15 protein-coding genes are annotated in these 18,404 nt (G+C 60.3%); 11 read left to right on the top strand and 4 right to left on the bottom strand.

All coding sequences use genetic code 11. The features are described 5' to 3' along the window. Positions 1–152: 152 nt before the first annotated feature. The 3 genes from wecC to ACTHUY_RS07110 form a co-directional block, all read right to left on the bottom strand. Positions 153–1,418 carry a UDP-N-acetyl-D-mannosamine dehydrogenase gene (gene wecC / locus ACTHUY_RS07120; RefSeq protein ID WP_441675253.1) on the bottom strand — a complete coding sequence of 422 codons (1,266 nt, stop codon included), beginning with the start codon at positions 1,416–1,418 and terminating at the stop codon, positions 153–155. A gap of 21 nt (positions 1,419–1,439) precedes the next feature. After that, positions 1,440–3,347: a glycosyltransferase family protein gene (locus ACTHUY_RS07115; RefSeq protein ID WP_441675254.1), complete on the bottom strand. Its 1,908-nt coding sequence runs from the start codon at positions 3,345–3,347 to the stop codon at positions 1,440–1,442. A gap of 781 nt (positions 3,348–4,128) precedes the next feature. After that, positions 4,129–5,589: an alanine/glycine:cation symporter family protein gene (locus ACTHUY_RS07110; protein WP_441678236.1), complete on the bottom strand. Its 1,461-nt coding sequence runs from the start codon at positions 5,587–5,589 to the stop codon at positions 4,129–4,131. 155 nt (positions 5,590–5,744) lie between these two features. Here ACTHUY_RS07110 and ACTHUY_RS07105 point away from each other — a divergent pair, with 155 nt between their 5' ends. The 11 genes from ACTHUY_RS07105 (at position 5,745) to ACTHUY_RS07055 (ending at position 17,394) form a co-directional block, all read left to right on the top strand. Then, positions 5,745–7,091, top strand: a complete 1,347-nt coding sequence (locus ACTHUY_RS07105) for a replication-associated recombination protein A (protein ID WP_441675256.1) — start codon at positions 5,745–5,747, stop codon at positions 7,089–7,091. A 104-nt stretch (positions 7,092–7,195) separates the two neighbouring features. Continuing rightward, entirely contained in the window at positions 7,196–7,816 is a 621-nt protein-coding gene (rpsD, locus tag ACTHUY_RS07100) for a 30S ribosomal protein S4 (protein WP_126703311.1), read from the top strand. Positions 7,817–7,880: 64 nt separating this feature from the next. Beyond that, on the top strand, positions 7,881–8,222 hold the full coding sequence (locus ACTHUY_RS07095; RefSeq protein ID WP_126703312.1) for a DUF948 domain-containing protein: 342 nt from the start codon (positions 7,881–7,883) through the stop codon (positions 8,220–8,222). Between the two features lie 126 nt (positions 8,223–8,348). Continuing rightward, positions 8,349–11,018 (top strand): alanine--tRNA ligase, encoded by a 2,670-nt coding sequence (gene alaS, locus ACTHUY_RS07090; RefSeq protein WP_441655446.1) that lies wholly within the window; start codon positions 8,349–8,351, stop codon positions 11,016–11,018. A gap of 14 nt (positions 11,019–11,032) precedes the next feature. After that, positions 11,033–11,506 carry a Holliday junction resolvase RuvX gene (ruvX, locus tag ACTHUY_RS07085; RefSeq protein WP_441655447.1) on the top strand — a complete coding sequence of 158 codons (474 nt, stop codon included), beginning with the start codon at positions 11,033–11,035 and terminating at the stop codon, positions 11,504–11,506. Further along, on the top strand, positions 11,490–12,722 hold the full coding sequence (gene mltG, locus ACTHUY_RS07080; protein WP_441678234.1) for an endolytic transglycosylase MltG: 1,233 nt from the start codon (positions 11,490–11,492) through the stop codon (positions 12,720–12,722). The genes ruvX and mltG overlap by 17 nt, the downstream gene beginning before the upstream one ends. Next, positions 12,719–13,552: a shikimate dehydrogenase family protein gene (locus ACTHUY_RS07075; protein WP_441675259.1), complete on the top strand. Its 834-nt coding sequence runs from the start codon at positions 12,719–12,721 to the stop codon at positions 13,550–13,552. Before mltG ends, ACTHUY_RS07075 begins: the two co-directional genes overlap by 4 nt. Further along, positions 13,549–14,097, top strand: a complete 549-nt coding sequence (locus ACTHUY_RS07070) for a prepilin peptidase (protein WP_441675260.1) — start codon at positions 13,549–13,551, stop codon at positions 14,095–14,097. Before ACTHUY_RS07075 ends, ACTHUY_RS07070 begins: the two co-directional genes overlap by 4 nt. Before the next feature lie 29 nt (positions 14,098–14,126). Beyond that, positions 14,127–15,329 carry a chorismate synthase gene (gene aroC, locus ACTHUY_RS07065; protein WP_206501779.1) on the top strand — a complete coding sequence of 401 codons (1,203 nt, stop codon included), beginning with the start codon at positions 14,127–14,129 and terminating at the stop codon, positions 15,327–15,329. Continuing rightward, positions 15,326–16,882 (top strand): 3-dehydroquinate synthase, encoded by a 1,557-nt coding sequence (gene aroB / locus ACTHUY_RS07060; protein WP_441675261.1) that lies wholly within the window; start codon positions 15,326–15,328, stop codon positions 16,880–16,882. Before aroC ends, aroB begins: the two co-directional genes overlap by 4 nt. After that, positions 16,879–17,394, top strand: a complete 516-nt coding sequence (locus tag ACTHUY_RS07055; RefSeq protein WP_441675262.1) for a shikimate kinase — start codon at positions 16,879–16,881, stop codon at positions 17,392–17,394. Before aroB ends, ACTHUY_RS07055 begins: the two co-directional genes overlap by 4 nt. A gap of 186 nt (positions 17,395–17,580) precedes the next feature. Here ACTHUY_RS07055 and ACTHUY_RS07050 read toward each other — a convergent pair whose 3' ends face one another. Then, complete coding sequence (locus ACTHUY_RS07050) at positions 17,581–17,862, bottom strand: hypothetical protein (RefSeq protein ID WP_441675263.1); 282 nt, start codon at positions 17,860–17,862, stop codon at positions 17,581–17,583. Positions 17,863–18,404 lie beyond the last annotated feature (542 nt).

Here is an 18,404-nt window from a genome sequence, read left to right as displayed (position 1 = left end):
TCGACGTTTTACAAGCCGATCTTTCGCAAATAATAACTAATCGCCTGTGCGTGAGGGTGGCCCGAACGACTTTCAGACCACCCTCACGATTCACTCGGTTATTCATTTTCTTCATGGGAGCTGGAGTTTAACTCCGAGCCTGAGAATCTTTTCTAGCGCCACAGGCCCCTTGTGTCGATGATGACCTTGTCGCCCAGCTTTGCTCGGTCGAACTGCTTGAACGGCTTATGGTCGACAAGGACAAGAACAATGTCAGCGTCGGCAATTGCCGTTTCGAGGTCCTGGAGCTGAAGGCTGTCGAGATCCTTAAGCTTGGGCGGGAGCTCCTTGATGTGAGGCTCGACAACGCGGATGTCGCCATCTTCGAGAATCGTTGCGAGCTCACGGACGATCTCGAGCGAAGGGGATTCGCGCAGGTCGTCGATATCCGGCTTAAAGGCAATGCCGAGGGCTGCAATCGTCGGGTTCTTGATCCGAGCGGCCTTCGCTAGCACCTTGTCCATCACGTGCTCGGGCTTGCTGTCGTTCACGTTACGGGCCGCCTGAATAAGCTTCGACTCTTCCGGTGCTGCCGAGACAATAAACCAGGGATCGACCGCGATGCAGTGGCCACCGACTCCGGGGCCGGGCTGGAGGATGTTGACCCGCGGGTGGTGGTTTGCGAGCTCAATGAGCTCCCAGACGTCAATGCCGAGCTTGTCGCAAATAACGGAGAGCTCATTTGCAAAGGCGATGTTAACGTCCCGGAACGAGTTCTCGGTCAGTTTTGCCATCTCGGCTGTTGTCGCATCGGTGAGCAGAAGCTCACCAGTGCAGAACGTTGCGTAGAGGTCTCGTGCCAACTCGGTGCCGCGAGGGGTGAGGCCACCGATGACCCGGTCATTTGCTTCCATTTCAACCATAATCCGGCCCGGCAGAACACGCTCGGGGCAGTGGGCGAAATAGACGCTGTTGGGCTTGCCGTCCTCGAGCGTCAGGTCCGGCCTCATCTCGATCAGGTGCTCCGCCAGCTTCTTCGTCGTTCCGGGCGGGGATGTGGACTCGAGAACAATGAGCTCGCCACCCATCAAGTGGGGCGTGATCGACTCCGCTGCCGACTCGATGTAGGTGGGGTCGAGCTCGTGGTTGTCGTTGAACGGGGTAGGTACCGCAACGATGTAGGCATCGGCGTGGGGAACCTCGGAGGAGGCCTTGAGTGAACCATCGCGGACTACGCGCGTGAGTGTCTCCTCGAAGTCGGGCTCGAAGAACGGAACCTCGCCGGCATTGATCCGGTCAACATAGCTCTGATTGGTGTCCATACCGGTGACTGCAATGCCCTTGGAAGCAATGAAGGCGGCGGTGGGAAGCCCGATGTATCCCAGCCCGATCACACAGAGGCTCTGGAAAGAGTCCGTGGGGGAGAAGGTTTTAGTCATTTCTACCTTTCAGTTGCCGGGTTAGGCAACAACGAAGTCTGGGTTGTAGCCAGTCCCGATGTACTCGCTGTTCGCGAGGAACTCGAGATCGTGGCTCTGCCACGTGTGCTGCGTGTTACCGCGCACTTGAAGGAAGTTGAACCGGTCAGTCGAGTAGGTCTTGCCGCCCTGGTCCGCAACGAGGCGAAGGAAGGCACTGTCTTCGCCGTTGGTGCGGCTTTCGAACGGCGAGTTCCTGAACGTCTCGGTGGGGCCGAGAAGGGTCGGGCCCGCCACGAAGGTGGTCCATTGGTGCTCGCGTTCCGGGAACCGAAGAAGTGTAGCACCCATGCTTCCCAGGTACAGATAGCAGGCCTGCTTACCAACCAGATCAGCGCCCGAGTACCAGACCGCATTAATCTGGTCACGCAAGTACTGGGGTGCATAAATGTCGTCATCGTCGACCTTGGCCGCAAAGTCTCCATCGGCTACCTCGACCAGCTTGTTGAGGCAGTCACCAAGCTTCCACGATTCATCTCCGCGGAGCACCGTGACATTCTCCAATCCAAGTTTCTTTGCCTTGGACTTGAAGGACTCAATGTCGGTGTCGAATCCGTGTGTGCACAGTGCCAACTGAACATTGACATCCCGCTGCTGAGATACCTGGGACAGGATGTGATCGAGTTGCTGGGGCCTGTTGGTGGAGACCATGGCCGTAATGGACGGCTTATTTAGAATGCTGTTCTCGACAGGCAGGCTGGCGGCACGGAGCACCTGCTCGGCGCGATGCGTGTAGGTGTGGTTCTGCCAGATCCGGCGCTGGGCTTTGTGAACCATTCGGTCGCGGAACTGGGGTGAACGCAAGAGTGCCCTGATCGTCCATTCTGCTTCCTCGGTATTGTCGACGAGCGGGACCTCGTCGTGCGGGAAGAACTCCTGTAGCGCAACGGAGGGGGTCGAAACAACGGGTGTTCCCGAGGCTGCGATTTCGAAGACTCGGCGTGCGCACATGCTCGGGCTATCGACAACCGAGTTCACGTTGAGGAACACCTTGTTGGTGCGGTAGGCCGTCAGCATCTTGTCGTAGGGGAGTGAACCCACCACGTGCTTATCGAGCGGTGCGGGGAACTGGTAGTTTTCGTCTGCACCTGCGAACCGCGAATAGATCGTAAAGTCGTATCCGCGTTTGCTGACCCTCGAGGCGGCGCCGAGAAGCAGATCCATCTGTTCGCGGCGCTCCGGGTACCTGTGCGCAAAATACATGCCGCCAAATGCAATGTCACCGGTCTGGTGTAGCTCGGGGCTTCGGACCGGATTATGAATCGAAGGCTGAGCGGCAAAGCTCAGGGATTCAACGCGGTCGTGCCCAAGCTCTCGCTTGTAATCCTCAATCTTGTTCGAGTCCGAGGTAAAGACAACGTCGAAGAGCTTGGCGGTGTCGAGAAAATCATTAAAGTGGGGCGGGTCTTCCTTGTTCCAGAAGACCGTGGGAATATCCCTGTCCTTGCAGGCGGCAACGAGTTGCCGAAGCGGTTCGGTCGGTGCCTTCGAACCGGTGAACTGGTACTGCCAGGCCCCACCGTTGCCGTTCCAGGCAGACTCGACAAAAAGGAGGTCGACGCCCCTATCGAGTTCGGCCTGCCAATTGTCTGGTGTTACTTGAACAGTGGTGAACTCGTGGCCCCAGGCTCGCAGGGAGAAGTCGTCCATGATGACGGCGACTCTCATGCCCTCAAAAGCGCGGGGACGGTCAAGGTCTTGGTATTCGGGTATATCGAGCGGATCAAAAGCCGCACCCTTACGCCGTGCTCGTCCCGATCCGGGGCCCGCCAGAGAGTAGGGGCCGGAGAGCTTTTTCCGGCTCTGCCACTTCTTCAGCTGCTCCGGGCCACCGTTGCGCAGGTGCCAGAGTCCCGTGCGTACCTGCTTCGCAACAGACTTGAGATTCACCGATCAACTCTTATTCCCGCTGAGACTCGAGCCGGAGTTCTCACGGAGATGACCTGCCGGGCGGCGCTCAGCGAACGCTTATCAATAACACAGGCGAGTCTATCCCAGGTCGACACCTGATTGTTGTCGACAGACGGCTGTGATCTATGAGTTAACAGGGTTCCCACAGCCACGTTGCCACGACCGGGGCTAATACTTCTCACAGCGTATATGCGATCAGGAGTGAAATACCTTCGCCCTGTGTTCACGTGGTCTACAGGGCCAGGGTTTGTCATCCCTTACATCCGTGGGCCGGTTCAGGGTGGCCTCCGCCCCAGCGCTTTAGGTCTGACGCTACAACTCTATGTGGTTGATGAACCTAGTGGATGCTAATCCGGGTATCTAGGTCCTTTTCCATCGGTTTTTGATGACTAATGTGCTGAAATCCGCTGGCGTTGATGAGGGTGTTTAATGAACTCATAGAGTTCTTGTTCCTTTGAGTGGCCCATGGTCGGGGTTCTCCACTGCCCGGCGCAGGTTTTCATATCAGTGCACGTCATTGACGGTCGCGCACGATGACACCGCCGGCACACCTATCGCAACTTATGGAAAACCACCGGTGCTTAATTCGGTCGTCCAATGTTGAAGGTGGGTGCGAGAGGCTGGGTGCTGAAAGCCGGGCGCTAGAAGCCGGGTGGAGAGCGTAGCCTTCGATCTGTGCGCCGAGGGATCCCCTACGTAGGGGAGCTATCTCTGGTCGCTTCTCACTCGGCGCCCATTTAGTCGACACCCAACCGTTTCCCTATTCGGTGAGGACCCAGCCGTTCGTGGGTAGGCGTGACGGCAGGCTAGCAGTGTCTTCGTTAAAGACCGGCTCGTTGCCCTGCTTGTGTTGCTCGTCGAAGTCTTTCAGAGCACCGGTGATCCACCGCGTTAACGCGAGGACGCCAATGAGGTTGAGAACTGTCACGAATGCCATGGCGGAGTCCATGAGTGTCCACACGAAGGGTACGGCGAGAATGGCGCCGACGCCGGAGGAGAGGACGGCAAGCGCTTGAGCGCCCCGTTCCCAGATCTTCGATGTCCAGCCGAGGAAGACCATGTTCGCATCCGCATAGGCGTAGGCACCCAGGATCGACGAGAAAGCGAAGAAGAAGATCATGATCGAGAACGGCCACGCCATCCACGTCCCCAGTGATCCCATGACGGCCTGGGATGTGAGGTAGGAGGAGGCCGTGGAGTCAAGCCCGCTCAGATCCACCACACCCGAGGTGAGAATGATGAAGCCCGTCGCGGTGCTGACGATCACCGTGTCGAGGAAGACGCCAAGTGCCTGGATAAGTCCCTGAGACACCGGGTGGTCAACCGTTGCCGTTGCCGCGGCGTTCGGGTTTGTTCCCATCCCGGCCTCGTTGGAGAACAGGCCGCGGCGGGTGCCGTTGAGGATGGCGGCAAAGATGCCACCGGCCGTGCCGGCGAGCGCCTCATCGAGACCAAACGCGGAACGGAATACCGCGCTGAAGAAGTCCGGAAGAGCATCGAGGTTGAGGACAATAATTGCCAGTGCCGTGACGATGTAGACGAGCGCCATCACGGGGGAGATGATCTCCGTTGCCTTGGCAATGCCCCGAACGCCGCCGATAAGAACCGTTGCCGCCGCGATCGCAATAATGGCGCCGGAGATCCACAAAGGAACATTGTGGCTGGACTGAAGCACGCCCGAGATGGAGTTCGCCTGGACCATGGGCATGGCAACAACCATGCAGAAAACCATGAACGCGGCGAAAAGCTTTGCGAGGAACGGCGACTTTGTGCCGTGAAGAATATACGTGGCGGGTCCGCCACGGAATGTGCCATCCGGGTGCCGCTGCTTGAATAGCTGGGCAAGCGTTGCTTCGGAGAACGCCGTGGCCATGCCAAAAAAGGCAACCACCCACATCCAGAACAGGGCACCCGGCCCGCCAAGAATCATGGCAAGAGCCACGCCCGTAATATTGCCGATTCCAATGCGAGTAGCCATGCCGATCGCGAAGGCCTGGAATGAGGTGATCCCGCCCTTGGCGCCCTGCCGCGAGCGCTTCAGGTGCTGGAACATGGTGCGTACGTGCCGGAACTGCACGCCCTTGGTGACGAAGGTAAGGAAGATGCCGGTGCCGACGAGGGCAATGATGACAATCCAGCTGTAGACCCAGTCGTTGACGGTGGTCAGCCACGCCGTGATCGGGTCCGTGACGCCGTTGAGCCAATCCTCGAACTGTTTCATGCATTCTCCTTATAACGACAAGGGGATTTTCCCACAGGGGAACCGGGACCTCGTTCGCCCTTGGTCCCCCGTATCGAAGCGTGGAACGAGTGACCTGAAGCGGGGTGTGGTTTGTGCGACGCGAGCCGCGAAAGTGAAGGGGCTACACTGACATCGTGGATTTGTTCGACAACGCTGGTATGGAAACGGTTGGTATTCCGAATGATAGCCGCGGGCCTCTTGCCGTTCGCATGCGGCCCCGTACCATCGACGACGTGCTGGGGCAGGACCATTTACTGGCTCCCGGAGCTCCGCTACGCCGACTCATCGAGTCCGACTCCGGTGACTCGGGCCCGTCCTCGGTAATTCTCTGGGGCCCTCCCGGCACCGGTAAGACGACACTGTCCTATTTGATTGCCCGCTCGGGTGCCCGTAAGTTCGTCGAGCTGTCGGCAGTTTCCGCTGGAGTGAAAGAACTCCGCGCGGTTATTGCCGAAGCGCGTCGGCACCTGACGACATCGGGTGCGGAGACGGTTCTCTTCATTGACGAAGTGCACCGCTTCTCAAAAACGCAGCAGGATGCTCTCCTGCCAGCGGTGGAGAACCGCTGGGTCATCCTTGTTGCCGCCACAACGGAGAATCCGTCGTTCTCGATCGTTACTCCGTTGCTGTCCCGTTCAATCATGCTGACCCTGCACGGCTTGGGACCCGAAGATATTGGGAAGCTTCTGGAACGGGCTGTGAGTGACGAACGTGGGCTGGCAGGGAAGTTCAGTCTCCCGGCGGAGTCGAAAGACATGATTGTCCGGCTAGCCGGATCGGATGCTCGCAGGAGCCTGACGGTTCTTGAGGCGGCTGCCGGCACGACCGAGGCACGCGGTGAATCCGAGATCACGGTTGAGGATGTTTCCGAAGCGATTGACATTGCGGCAGTAGCCTACGACCGCGATGGTGATGTTCACTACGATGTGATCTCTGCGTTCATCAAGTCCATTCGCGGTTCGAACGTTGATGCTGCCATGCACTACCTGGCGCGAATGTTGGAGGCGGGGGAGGATCCGCGGTTCGTTGCCCGCAGGCTCATGATCTCGGCCGCCGAGGATATTGGGATGGCGGACCCGTCTGCTCTGCAGACCGCCACGGCCGCAGCCCAGTCGGTAGCCCTGGTCGGCATGCCGGAGGCCCGGATCATTCTCGCCGAGGCAGTTGTTCACCTGGCAACCGCACCGAAGTCGAATGCGGCGTACAACGCGATCAACGCGGCGATCAAGGATGTGCGGGACGGCAAGGTTGGTTCGATCCCGAATCACCTGCGCGACGGTTCCGTGTGGGCATCCCGCCAAACGGGTGCGGGGGAGGGCTACAAGTATGCTCACGACTTCCCGGGTCACGTTGTGCACCAGCAATACCTGCCGGATGAGCTGGCGGGCACCCGGTACTACGAGCCGACGGAGAATGGCTACGAGTCGCAAATCACGCCGCGTTTAGCCAAGTACCGCTCCATAGTTGATGGCGAGCAGTGATACGCTAGTTCGGTTGCTTCGGCGACATCCCTGGGGCCTTAGCCACGAGGTGGCCCCGCGGTCTCGAGATCTCGAGACTGTGCAGCTTATTCGACAGGAGAAATATGTCTAACTCTCGTTCCCGCAAGCAGGTGCGCCTTTCCCGCGCCCTCGGCATCGCCCTGACCCCCAAGGCTGAGCGCTACATGCAGCGCCGCCCCTACCGTCCGGGTGAGCACGGCCGCGGCCGCACCAAGGACTCGGACTACTCGGTCCGTCTCAAGGAGAAACAGCGTCTGCGCGCCCAGTACGGCATTCGCGAGGCACAGCTTGCCACGCTCTTCAAGGAAGCACACCGTATTGAGGGCCAGACCGGTGAGAACCTGGTTGAGCTTCTCGAGATGCGTCTTGACGCTCTCGTCCTCCGCTCCGGCTTTGCACGCACCATCGCCCAGGCTCGCCAGGCTGTTGTGCACCGCCATATCCTCGTTGACGGCAAGATCGTCGACCGTCCTTCCTTCCGCGTGAAGCCCGGCCAGACCATTCAGGTTAAGGCCAAGTCGCAGGCCTCGGACCAGTTCCTCATGGCTGCACAGGGCGTTCACCGCGACGTCCTGCCGGACGTCCCCGAGTACCTCGATGTTCAGCTTGAGAAGCTGAACGCCACCCTCGTGCGTCGCCCCAAGCGAGCCGAGGTCCCGGTTGCCTGTGACGTGCAGCTGGTCGTCGAGTTCTACTCTCGCTGATATTCAACGCAACTCCCCGGGCACGATATGCTCGGGGAGTTCGTTCTATCCGAAAGAAGCAGCCATGGAGATCACACTCGGCGGAATCGCCGCCATCATCGCCGCCCTCGCCTTTGTGGGACTCGTCGTATTCCTGGTCCGCCCGCTGACGAAGCTTGGTAAGACCTTCGACGAGCTGACGAAGTCGGTAGAGAAACTCACCGACGAGACAATTCCGGCCCTGACGAACGCCGCGGAGACCGTGGCACGGACCAACACGCAGCTCGAACGCATCGACACGATCACCACCGCTGCGGCTCGTACCGCGGAGGATCTTTCGGCCACGACGACACTCGTCACCTCGACCGTGTCGGCGCCGTTCCTTGCGGTGCGTAACGCTGTCGGAAAGCTTCGCGGAAACCGCTAGAATATTGGGCAGTCACGCGTCGCGTGAGCAGGCCCCGGAGCATTGCTCCACACCATGACAACCGCCCACTGATCGAGTTCACTGGGCGACCATAATCCGCCCCCTCGGGCATAACGAAGAGGAACCATGCGTACTGCTGAGATTCGCACCCGTTGGCTTGACTACTTCCGCAAGCACGACCACCACATCGCCGATTCGGTGCCGCTCGTGTCGCCGGATCCGTCGATCCTGTTCACGATCGCCGGCATGGTCCCATTCATCCCCTACATCGTGGGAACCGAGAAGGCGCCTTGGCCGCGTGCCGCCTCCGTGCAGAAGTGCATCCGCACCAACGATATCGAGAACGTGGGACGCACCACGCGTCACGGCACGTTCTTCCAGATGAACGGCAACTTCTCGTTCGGTGACTACTTCAAGGAAGGCGCCATCGATCTCGCATGGGGTCTGCTCACCTCGCCTGTCGACGAGGGCGGCTACGGTCTCGATGGTGACCGTCTGTGGGTGACCCTGTGGGAAGAGGACGCCGAGTCCTATAACTATCTGACGAAGAACATTGGTGTTGATCCCAAGCACCTTGTGAAGCTCACCCGCGAAGAGATCTTCTGGTCGACCGGCCAGCCCGGCCCCGCCGGTCCATGCGCCGAGATCCACTACGACCGTGGCCCCCAGTACGGCCCTGAAGCGGTCGGCGGCAACGTCGATCCGGGTGGCGACCGTTACCTGGAGATCTGGAACCTCGTCTTTGACCAGTTCTTGCGCGGCGAGGGAACCGGTAACGACTACCCGCTCCTCGGCGAGCTCGACCAGAAGGCCATTGATACTGGCGCCGGCCTCGAGCGCATCGCGTACCTTCTCCAAGGCAAGGAGAACATGTACGAGATCGACGAGATCTTCCCCGTCATCTCGACCACGGAAGAGATGACCGGCAAGAAGTATGGTGCCGATGCGGAAGACGACGTGAAGATGCGGATCATTGCCGACCACGTCCGTTCCTCACTCATGCTCATCGGCGACGGCGTCCGCCCCGGTAACGACGGTCGCGGCTATGTTCTGCGCCGCCTGATCCGCCGCGCAGTCCGCTCCATGCGACTTCTCGGCGTTGACGAGGTATCCCTGCCGACCCTCCTTCCTGTATCGAAGGATTCCATGGCGGCCTCGTACCCCGAGCTCGAGACGGACTTCTCCCGGATCTCCGACATCGCTTACGCCGAGGAGGAAGCCTTCCGCAGGACGCTCGCTTCGGGCACCACGATCTTCGAAGGCGCCGTCAAGAAGCTCAAGGACTCCGGCAAAAAGCCGATCCTGACAGGATCTGATGCCTTCACCCTGCACGACACGTACGGCTTCCCGATCGACCTGACGTTGGAGATGGCGGAGGAAGCCGGTGTCGAGGTCGACGCCGACGGCTTTACTCAGCTCATGCAGGAGCAGAAGGACCGTGCCCGCGCTGACGCACAGGCGAAGAAGACCGGCCACGTCGACGTGCACGTCTACAACGAGCTGCTGGGCGACGCCGGCAAGACCCAGTTCCTCGGTTACACCGAAACCCAGACCGATGGTCGGGTTCTTGGCATTCTTGTCGACGGCCAGCCCGTACCTGCCGTTGAGGCGCCCGCCGATGTCGAGGTCATTTTGGACCAGACTCCGTTCTGGGCGGAGCAGGGCGGCCAGCTTGCCGACCACGGCTTCATTTCCGTTGGCGGTGGCGGCTACGTGGACGTTCAGGATGTTCAGTCACCGATCAAGGGACTGATCGTTCACCGCGGCACCCTGACCGAGGGATCGATTGCTCTGGAGGACACTGTCCACGCAGAGATCGATGTGGACCGCAGGGGCCAGATCGCCCGCGCGCACACGGCCACTCACATGGTCCACAAGTCGCTCCACGAGTTCCTCGGTGACCAGGCTACGCAGGCCGGTTCCGAGAACTCTCCGTCGCGCCTACGCTTCGACTTCCGTCACGGCCAGCAGGTTCCCACCGACGTTCTGTCCGACATCGAGGGCCGCGTGAACGCTCGCCTCCAGGAGAACCTCCTTGTTACCGACGAGCAGATGAGCCTGGACGAAGCCAAGAAGCAGGGCGCGACCGCGCTGTTTGGTGAGAAGTACGGCGACGTGGTTCGCGTCGTCTCGATCGGTGGCGACTGGTCGAAGGAGCTGTGCGCGGGAACCCACGTTCCCGAAACCGGCACCATCGGTCTCGTTTCCGTTCTTGGCGAGGCTTCGATCGGCTCCGGAGTGCGCCGCATCGACGCGCTTGTCGGCCAGGGAGCCTACGCCGAAGGCGCCAAGGAACGCGCGCTTGTCTCGCAGATCTCCTCGATTCTCGGTGCACGCCCGAACGAGCTGCCCGACCGCATCGACTCCCTCATGTCCCGCCTCAAGGCGGCAGAAAAGGAACTCCAGTCCATGAAGACGGCACAGCTCATGGCGGGTGCCGATGACATTGCGAAGTCCGCAACCCGCCGCGGCCAGGTGCTCTACGCGTTCAAGGACCTCGGTGACGGCGTAAGCGGAGACGACCTGCGCACGCTCGCTCTCGACGTCCGCTCGAAGATCGCCGAGTCCGAGCCCGCCGTTGTTGCCATCTTCGGGCAATCGAAGGGGCGCCCGCTCGTTGTTGTCGCTACGAACGAGGCCGCGCGCGAGAGCGGTGTGAAGGCCGGTGCCCTTGTCAAGGTTGCATCGGGTGTTCTTGGCGGCGGAGGCGGCGGCAAGGACGATGTTGCGCAGGGCGGTGGCCAGGATGCCACGAAGATCTCCGCGGCATCGGATGCGATAGCGAGCGCGCTCTGAGTAAGCGCCCGGGTGTGCGCCTAGCCTTTGACGTGGGCCGGGCGCGCATCGGCGTCGCTAGTTGCGATGAGCAGGCAATTCTCTGTACCCCGGTCGAAACGATCTATCGAGACAAGAGAGGTAACGAACACCTCTACGATGTGGATGATCTCATTGATGAGTATCAGCCCATGGAGATCATCGTTGGCCTGCCAAAGAACATGGACGGAACCGAGGGAATTTCTGCGCGCGACGCACGCAACTTTGCTCGCCAGGTTTCGTTACGACATCGTAACATTGGGGTACGTTTAGTAGATGAAAGGCTGACAACCGTCAGCGCACACCGCACGCTGCACGAGGCCGGGAGAACGGAACGAACCCATCGCTCCGTCGTCGACCAGGTCTCTGCCATCCTGATTCTCGAACTGGCGCTGGATATCGAAGAAACGACGGGCCAGCCGCCGGGTGAACAGGTGAGCAGAAAGGGACCCCATGGGGGACATATTTGATGCCTTTAGCGAGGACACTGACGAGGCCCAGGAGAGCTCGAAGGCTCAACCGAAACGCCGCAAGAAGCGCGGCCGTGCCGCAGCTGTCATCGTGCTCGTCTTGGCGGTCCTCGCCGGCATCACCTACACGGTCCTGCCGAACGTGCGGGACTGGATCTCCAACAATCCGGTCTCCGAAGTTCTCGGTGACGAAGTTGAAGACTACGAAGAAGGCGAAGAGGGGGAGCCCGCCCGCGTCACAATTCCGGTTGGCTCGACCGGCTCCGACATGGCCACGGTGCTGTACGACAACGATGTCGTGAAGTCGACCGAGGCATTTATCGAAGCATTTAATGCCGACACGGGCGCCGGCTCTATCCAGCCGGGCACCTACGAGCTGCCCACGAAAATCCCCGGTCAGCGGGCCGTTGAACTCTTGCAGGACTACGAGAACCATCGCGTCGACGTGACGATCACAATCCCCGAGGGGTTCACCGCCCAGCAGGTGCACGAACGGATCGCGAACCTCATGGACGTTCCGCTCGACGATGTTCTGGCTGCGGCAGACGACTCCGAGTCCATTGGGCTTCCAGAAGAGGCCGAAGGCAACCCCGAGGGCTGGTACAAGCCCGGCCAGTACCTTGTGTCACCGGACGCCGAGGTCGAATCTGTTCTGCGTGAAGTGATTTCGGCACGGGTGAGCCAGCTCAACTCGCTGGACATTGCGGATGAGGATCGTCAGGAGCTGCTCATCAAGGCTTCGATTCTCGAGCGCGAGGTCAACACGGAACAGTACTATTCGCAGGTAGCACGGGTCATCGAAAACCGGCTTGTCGACTCGGCCTCCGTGAACGGCAGACTGCAGATGGACTCCACGGTCCTGTACGGCGTGGGCAAGTCCGGTGGCATCCCCACCGGGGAGGACCTTGCCAACGACAACCCCTACAACTCGTACATGTATGCGGGACTTCCACCCACCCCGATCGGCAATCCCGGCATCTCCGCCATCGAAGGTGTGCTTAACCCCGCGGACGGCGACTGGTTGTACTTCGTCACGGTCGACCTCCACACGGGCGAGACACTGTTCGCCGCGACCCTTGAGGAGCACAACGCAAATAAGGCGCAGCTTGATGCGTGGCTGGAAGAAAACCCTAACTACGGACGCGAGGACGTGTCCGAGGTCGGGGGCGAAACCGATGGCGCCGAGGAGACTGAAGGAACAGGAGGAGAAGAATGAAAGCCGGAATAGCGGGATACCCCGTTGACCACTCGCTATCTCCCCAGATCCACAATGCTGCTTACCGGGATCTCGGGGTCGATATTGAGTACGGTCGCTACCCGACCAAGCTTGAAGACCTCGACTCACTGATCAAGAACCTGGATTCTTCGTGGGCGGGCCTGTCGCTCACGATGCCGCTCAAGCAGGGCGTCATTGAGAAGCTGGACTTTGTCGACGGCCTGGCAAAGACCGTCGGTGCGGTCAACACCGTCTGCGTGCAACCGACCGGCGGCCAGATCGTCGGTTTTAACACGGATGTCTACGGCATTGCTCAGTCGGTTCGCGAGGCTGGCGACCTGTCCACGCCTTCGGCCATGATCCTCGGTGCGCGTGCGACTGCCTCTTCGGCACTCGCTGCCTGCGTCGAATTGGGCGCGAAGGAGCATCTGACGATCGCGGCACGGAACCATGGCGGTCCCGGCTCCGCGGTAGCCGCGGCCTCCCGCATGGATCTGAGCCCCTCGCTTGTGAAGCTCACGGACAACCTTGTCGGCGCACTGCCGGGAACCGGCCTCCTGATCTCGACCCTGCCCGCAGGCGTCGCGGATGACCTGGCGGACCGGATCGACGAGGCTGCTCCGGACCTGTCGGGCCTGACCGTCCTCGACGTGATCTACCATCCGTGGCCCTCGAGGCTCGTGGAAGCAACCCGGGCCAGGGGAGCGAGAATCGTTCCGGGATGGGCGATGCTGCTGCACCAGGCCGTTTCCCAGGTCCGGCTCTTTACAAATAGGACCCCGAATTTCGATGTCATGGCGGAGGCGCTTCACAAGGCACTGGCCGAATGAAGTGGACTCGGGGCGCCCCGGTCCTGTGGATCGCGGTCGCCTGCCTGGTCGGAGCCGTTGCCGGCTTGATTGTTGGATGGGGTCACCTGTTTCCGGCAACCACCGTGTTCTCCACACTCTTCTTTGGAGTGCTCGGAATCCTGTTCATCATCGATGCAAAGACGATGTACTTGCCCGATCCATGGCTGATCATCGCCGGGGCTCTCGCGCTACTCCACCCGATAGCGATTATGGCGACCAGCGATCTTGTTGCCGGCGGATTTATCCTTCTTCTCGCGGCCGTTGGGGCAAGCATCGGTTACTGTGCCTTTGCGATCACGCGGATCCTCTCGAATAACCAGCTGGGCCTCGGAGACGTCAAGCTAGCGGCGGTTCTCGGAGGCTGGTTGCTTCCCATCAGTTGGACGGCGCTGGGACTCGCCCTTGTATTCGCCGTCGCAATCGGTGCGGTGTGGGTGCTTGCCGCCGTCGCGACAGGCAAGAAGACCGCCTCGTACGGTCCCGCCATGGTCCTAGGGGCGATACTGGCAACCGGGCTGTCCTGAATCTCTGGCAAGATAGTCCCATGTTGTGGATGACTGCAGGAGAATCGCACGGCCCCGCACTCGTCGGAGTGGTGGAGGGCTTGCCCGCCGGTATTGAGGTTCAGAGTAAGGATATTAGCTCTGCCCTTGCCCGCCGCCGGCTCGGAGCCGGCCGCGGCTCGCGCCAGAAGTTCGAGCAGGACGAGCTCGAGATACTCGCCGGTATCCGCCACGGTAAGACCATGGGTTCCCCCATTGCCCTTGTCATTCGTAATAGCGAATGGCCGAAGTGGACCGCGGTCATGAACCCCGACCCCGTCGATCCCGCCGAGCTTCTCATTGATGCTGGAACGGGTGACGAGCGGGAGATCTCCCGCAACAAGAAACTGACTCGCCCCCGCCCGGGACATGCCGACCTGGTCGGCATGATGAAGTACGGCTTCGACGAAGCCCGTCCGGTGCTCGAGCGCGCCTCCGCCCGAGAGACCGCAACCCGGGTTGCTCTCGGCGAGATTGCTGCTCGTTTCCTCGATCAGGCCGCCGGTATTCAGCTCGTCTCCCACGTTGTAGGAGTCGGCTCGGTCGAAGTTCCCGAGGATGCTGACAAGCCGTGGCCGGGCGACGTGGAGAAGCTCGACGCCGATCCTGCCCGTTGCTTTGATGCCGAGACGTCGGAGGCCATCCAGGAGGAGATCCGCCGGGCAAAGAAGGACGGGGATACTCTTGGCGGCGTGGTTGAGGTCCTTGCCTACGGCATGCCTCCCGGCCTCGGCTCCTACATTTCCGGCAAGGCCCGTCTGGACAGCAAGCTCGCTCAGGCCCTCATGGGGATCCAAGCAGTAAAGGGCGTTGAGGTTGGCGACGGCTTCACCACCGCAACGCGCCCAGGTTCCGAAGCCCACGACGAGATCGTGGTCAAGGATGGCCGTATCGTTCGCAAGACGAACCGCGCAGGTGGAACCGAGGGCGGCATGTCCAACGGTGAGGTGTTGCGCGTCCGCGCGGCACTCAAGCCGATCTCCACAGTGCCGCGTGCTCTTGCCACGATCGACACGGAGACCGGTGAGGCAACGACCGCTATCCACCAGCGTTCCGATACCTCAGCGGTTGTTCCCGCAGCCGTTATCGCCGAGGCCATGGTTGCACTGACTCTGGCGGAGGCGCTTCTCGACAAAACAGGGGGTGACTCCGTCGCTGAAGTTCGGCGTAACCTTGCCGGTTACTTGAGCAACCGCGCGGAGCACCTTTCATGAGCCGCCCATACGCCGTATTCGTCGGCCTTCCAGGGTCGGGAAAGTCGACGATGGCGAGGCATATTGCCGAAATCATTGGCATTGAATCCGCCGACACCGATGACCTCATCGTCGCGGACCAAGGGAAGTCAATTCCCGAGATCTTTGACGATGTGGGGGAGCCCGGCTTCCGTGCCATTGAAGAGCGCGTTATCACGGACGCACTCACCTCCTTCGGGGGCGTTCTCGCCCTGGGCGGCGGCGCCATCACGTCCGCCAAGGTGCGCACCGCGCTACGCGGACACCGGGTTGTTCTCATCACCGGCTCCCAGGAGATACTTCTCGAGCGAGTCACACGGAACCCGTCGCGCCGGCCCCTCCTTCTGAATTCGCCGGACGAGAATCTTCGGAGCCTTCGCTCCGAGCGCGAACCTCTGTACGAAAAGGTCTCGACCCTCACGGTGGAAACCGACACTCGGCCACCCATTCATCTTGCTCGTGAAATCCACGCACAGCTGGCCCAGGACGCAACGGTTATCGACGTTAAGGATTACGCGGTTCACGTCGGAAACCATCTGGATCACCGGGTCGCCCAGGCAGCGTCCGCCGCTTCGTCGGCGCTTGTCGTGCACCCCGAGGCGCTCACCGAAAAGGCGGAGCGCATCGTTCGGGAGATTGACTTGAGGGGCGTGCCTGCCGAACGGCACGTCGTTCCCTCCGGTGAGGAGCAAAAGCACTCTTCGGAGCTCATCCGTGCCTGGGATCATCTTGGCCAATTGAAAATGGCACGCGACGGTGTCGTGATTGGGCTCGGCGGCGGAGCAACTACCGACCTTGCTGGCTTTATTGCCGCCACCTGGTTGCGCGGAGTCGAGCTGATCCAGGTTCCCACCTCGCTGCTGGGCATGGTTGATGCGGCCGTGGGCGGCAAGACCGGAATCGATACCCCGGCGGGCAAGAATCTCGTTGGAGCCTTCTACAAGCCGCTCACCGTCATTGCCGACCTCGAGTCGCTGTGGACCCTGCCAGCGGATGAACTGCGCGCGGGGCTCGGCGAAGTCATCAAGTGCGGCTGGATCGAGGATCCCCGCATCCTCCAGCTCACCAAGGAGCCGGAGAAGCTCCTGGATCCCAGCAGTGCGGAGCTGCGCGAGGCGATTATTTCTTCGATCTCCGTCAAGGCACGGATCGTTACCGAGGATTTCAAGGAATCCGGTTCGCGCGAGTTCTTGAACTATGGCCACACCCTTGCTCACGCGATCGAGAAGGTCGAGAACTTTACGGTGCGTCACGGCGAAGCTGTCGCCATCGGATGCGTCTTCGCGGCCGCATTGGCTCGCGAATGCGGGATGGGGGACAGGGTCGATGAGCACATCGAGTCGTTTTCCGCTGTAGGACTTCCCGTCACCTATGAGAAGGGCAACCGGCAAGCGCTCGTGGATGCGATGTTCTCCGACAAGAAGGTGCGTGCCGGCAGGCTACGCTTCGTCCTTCTTTCCGTGCAGGGGAAGCCCACCATTGTTGAACCAACGCCGGAGCAGATCGAACGCTCCTGGGAGGCAGTCAAAGCATGATTATTCTTGTCGGTCCCGTCGGTAGTGGAGCACACGAACTCGCCAATGAACTGAGTGGGCGCGGTCAGACCGTTGCCGACGCGAACAAACACGTCGAAGAAACGTCGGGTTTGTCCCTGTCGGATATTTCCATCACCCGCGGTGCGGAGGCCTATAACAAGGCTGAACGGGAAAGCTCGCTCGCTGCCCTTGAATCCGGTAAGGACGTCGTCGTGCTGAGCTCCGGGGCTCTTGGCAACTCCCTCGAGGACGAGAAGGGAACCGAAGTACGGGCCAAGATCTCCGAACTCGTTGCCAGCGGAGCGAGGAAGTACTTCCTCACCGCCGAGGCGAAGGTGTTGATGGAAAGGGCCGGTCTCAACGTTCCCCGGTCCGTAGCGATTGGCTCGCCCCGCTCCACGTTCCTCACTCAGCTCAAGGCCCGTGAGGCTGTCTACGCTGCCGAGGCTGAGAAAGTCGATACGAGTTCAGGCGACTGGGAAGCACTGGCATTGCGCATCACCGGCCAATAGAGGCCGGTTAGGGCTCTGAAGAGGTCCGCCGAGTAAATACGTGCCCATAACGACCTAATCCCGCGGTTCAAATCGCGGGATTAGTTTGGTTAGATGCTGCAGGTCACGGGGTGCGTACCTGCTCCTCAGCTTTCGATTGGCCCAGTTCCGAGTGAGAAGTCTGTCCGATGAAGAAGACTGCCGGACTTAGCGCTCGTAGTCCTTGAGCAGATTGGCGATCCCGTCTGCAAAGGCCTTTTGGAGTGAAATGTTCATGGGGAAACCGTCTTTAGAGTGCAACAGGTACAGGCCAGGTTTGGATCTCCAATCTTCGCGGAGAAACTTGTCGAGCCCGAACCGTCGATGCTCGTAGGTCATGATGAACGGGGTGCCGTATTCCAGTCCCGCCATCCGCAGGTTCTGATGGATTGGCTTCTCGGTAACGTAGTCCCTGTGCGCGGTGAAGAAGCGCGATCCCGAAGTGTTCATCGCAATATAGCCGTTCTTTGGGCTCGGCTCTAGACAGGCGCACACGAGCCACCCGGCTCGTCCCACAGCGTGACGGTTGCGCCGTGGGAAGCCATCGGCATGGTTGGAACCCCGGAAAGCAGAAGGGTGTCGGCGGACTCTGAAACCTGGCAAGGAGCTTGCTCAAGCCTGCTTGAAGACGTCGCTTTGTTCTGGCTTCCGCCTGTATGCGCGCCTCGTCCGATTGCATACGCTGGAGCGGGGCACGTTTAGCCAGCGAAAGCTCATTTATAAAACCGATAGTAGATGAATACTATGAGGCAAACTTGTCTGTCAATAGTACTGAGTTTCGGTGGCTATTTCCCCGATATGCGCCCATAAAACCATGTGTTGAACGTATACATTACAAAACTCAAAGAGGTGCATAGGTATGCAGTGTGGATACGTATGTTACATCAGACGTGCGACCCGCGGACATGGCCTGGCGGCAGTGAAATCGATGAATGAATAGCCTCGTCAAGGTGAGTTATATACGACTTGCATAATTCCGTCCGATTTAGTTC

Source organism: Flaviflexus sp., assembly GCF_052087705.1.
Classification (GTDB): domain Bacteria; phylum Actinomycetota; class Actinomycetes; order Actinomycetales; family Actinomycetaceae; genus Flaviflexus; species Flaviflexus ciconiae.
The sequence above is the reverse complement of the archived record's forward strand: the minus strand, read 5'-3'. Positions and strand labels throughout refer to the sequence as shown.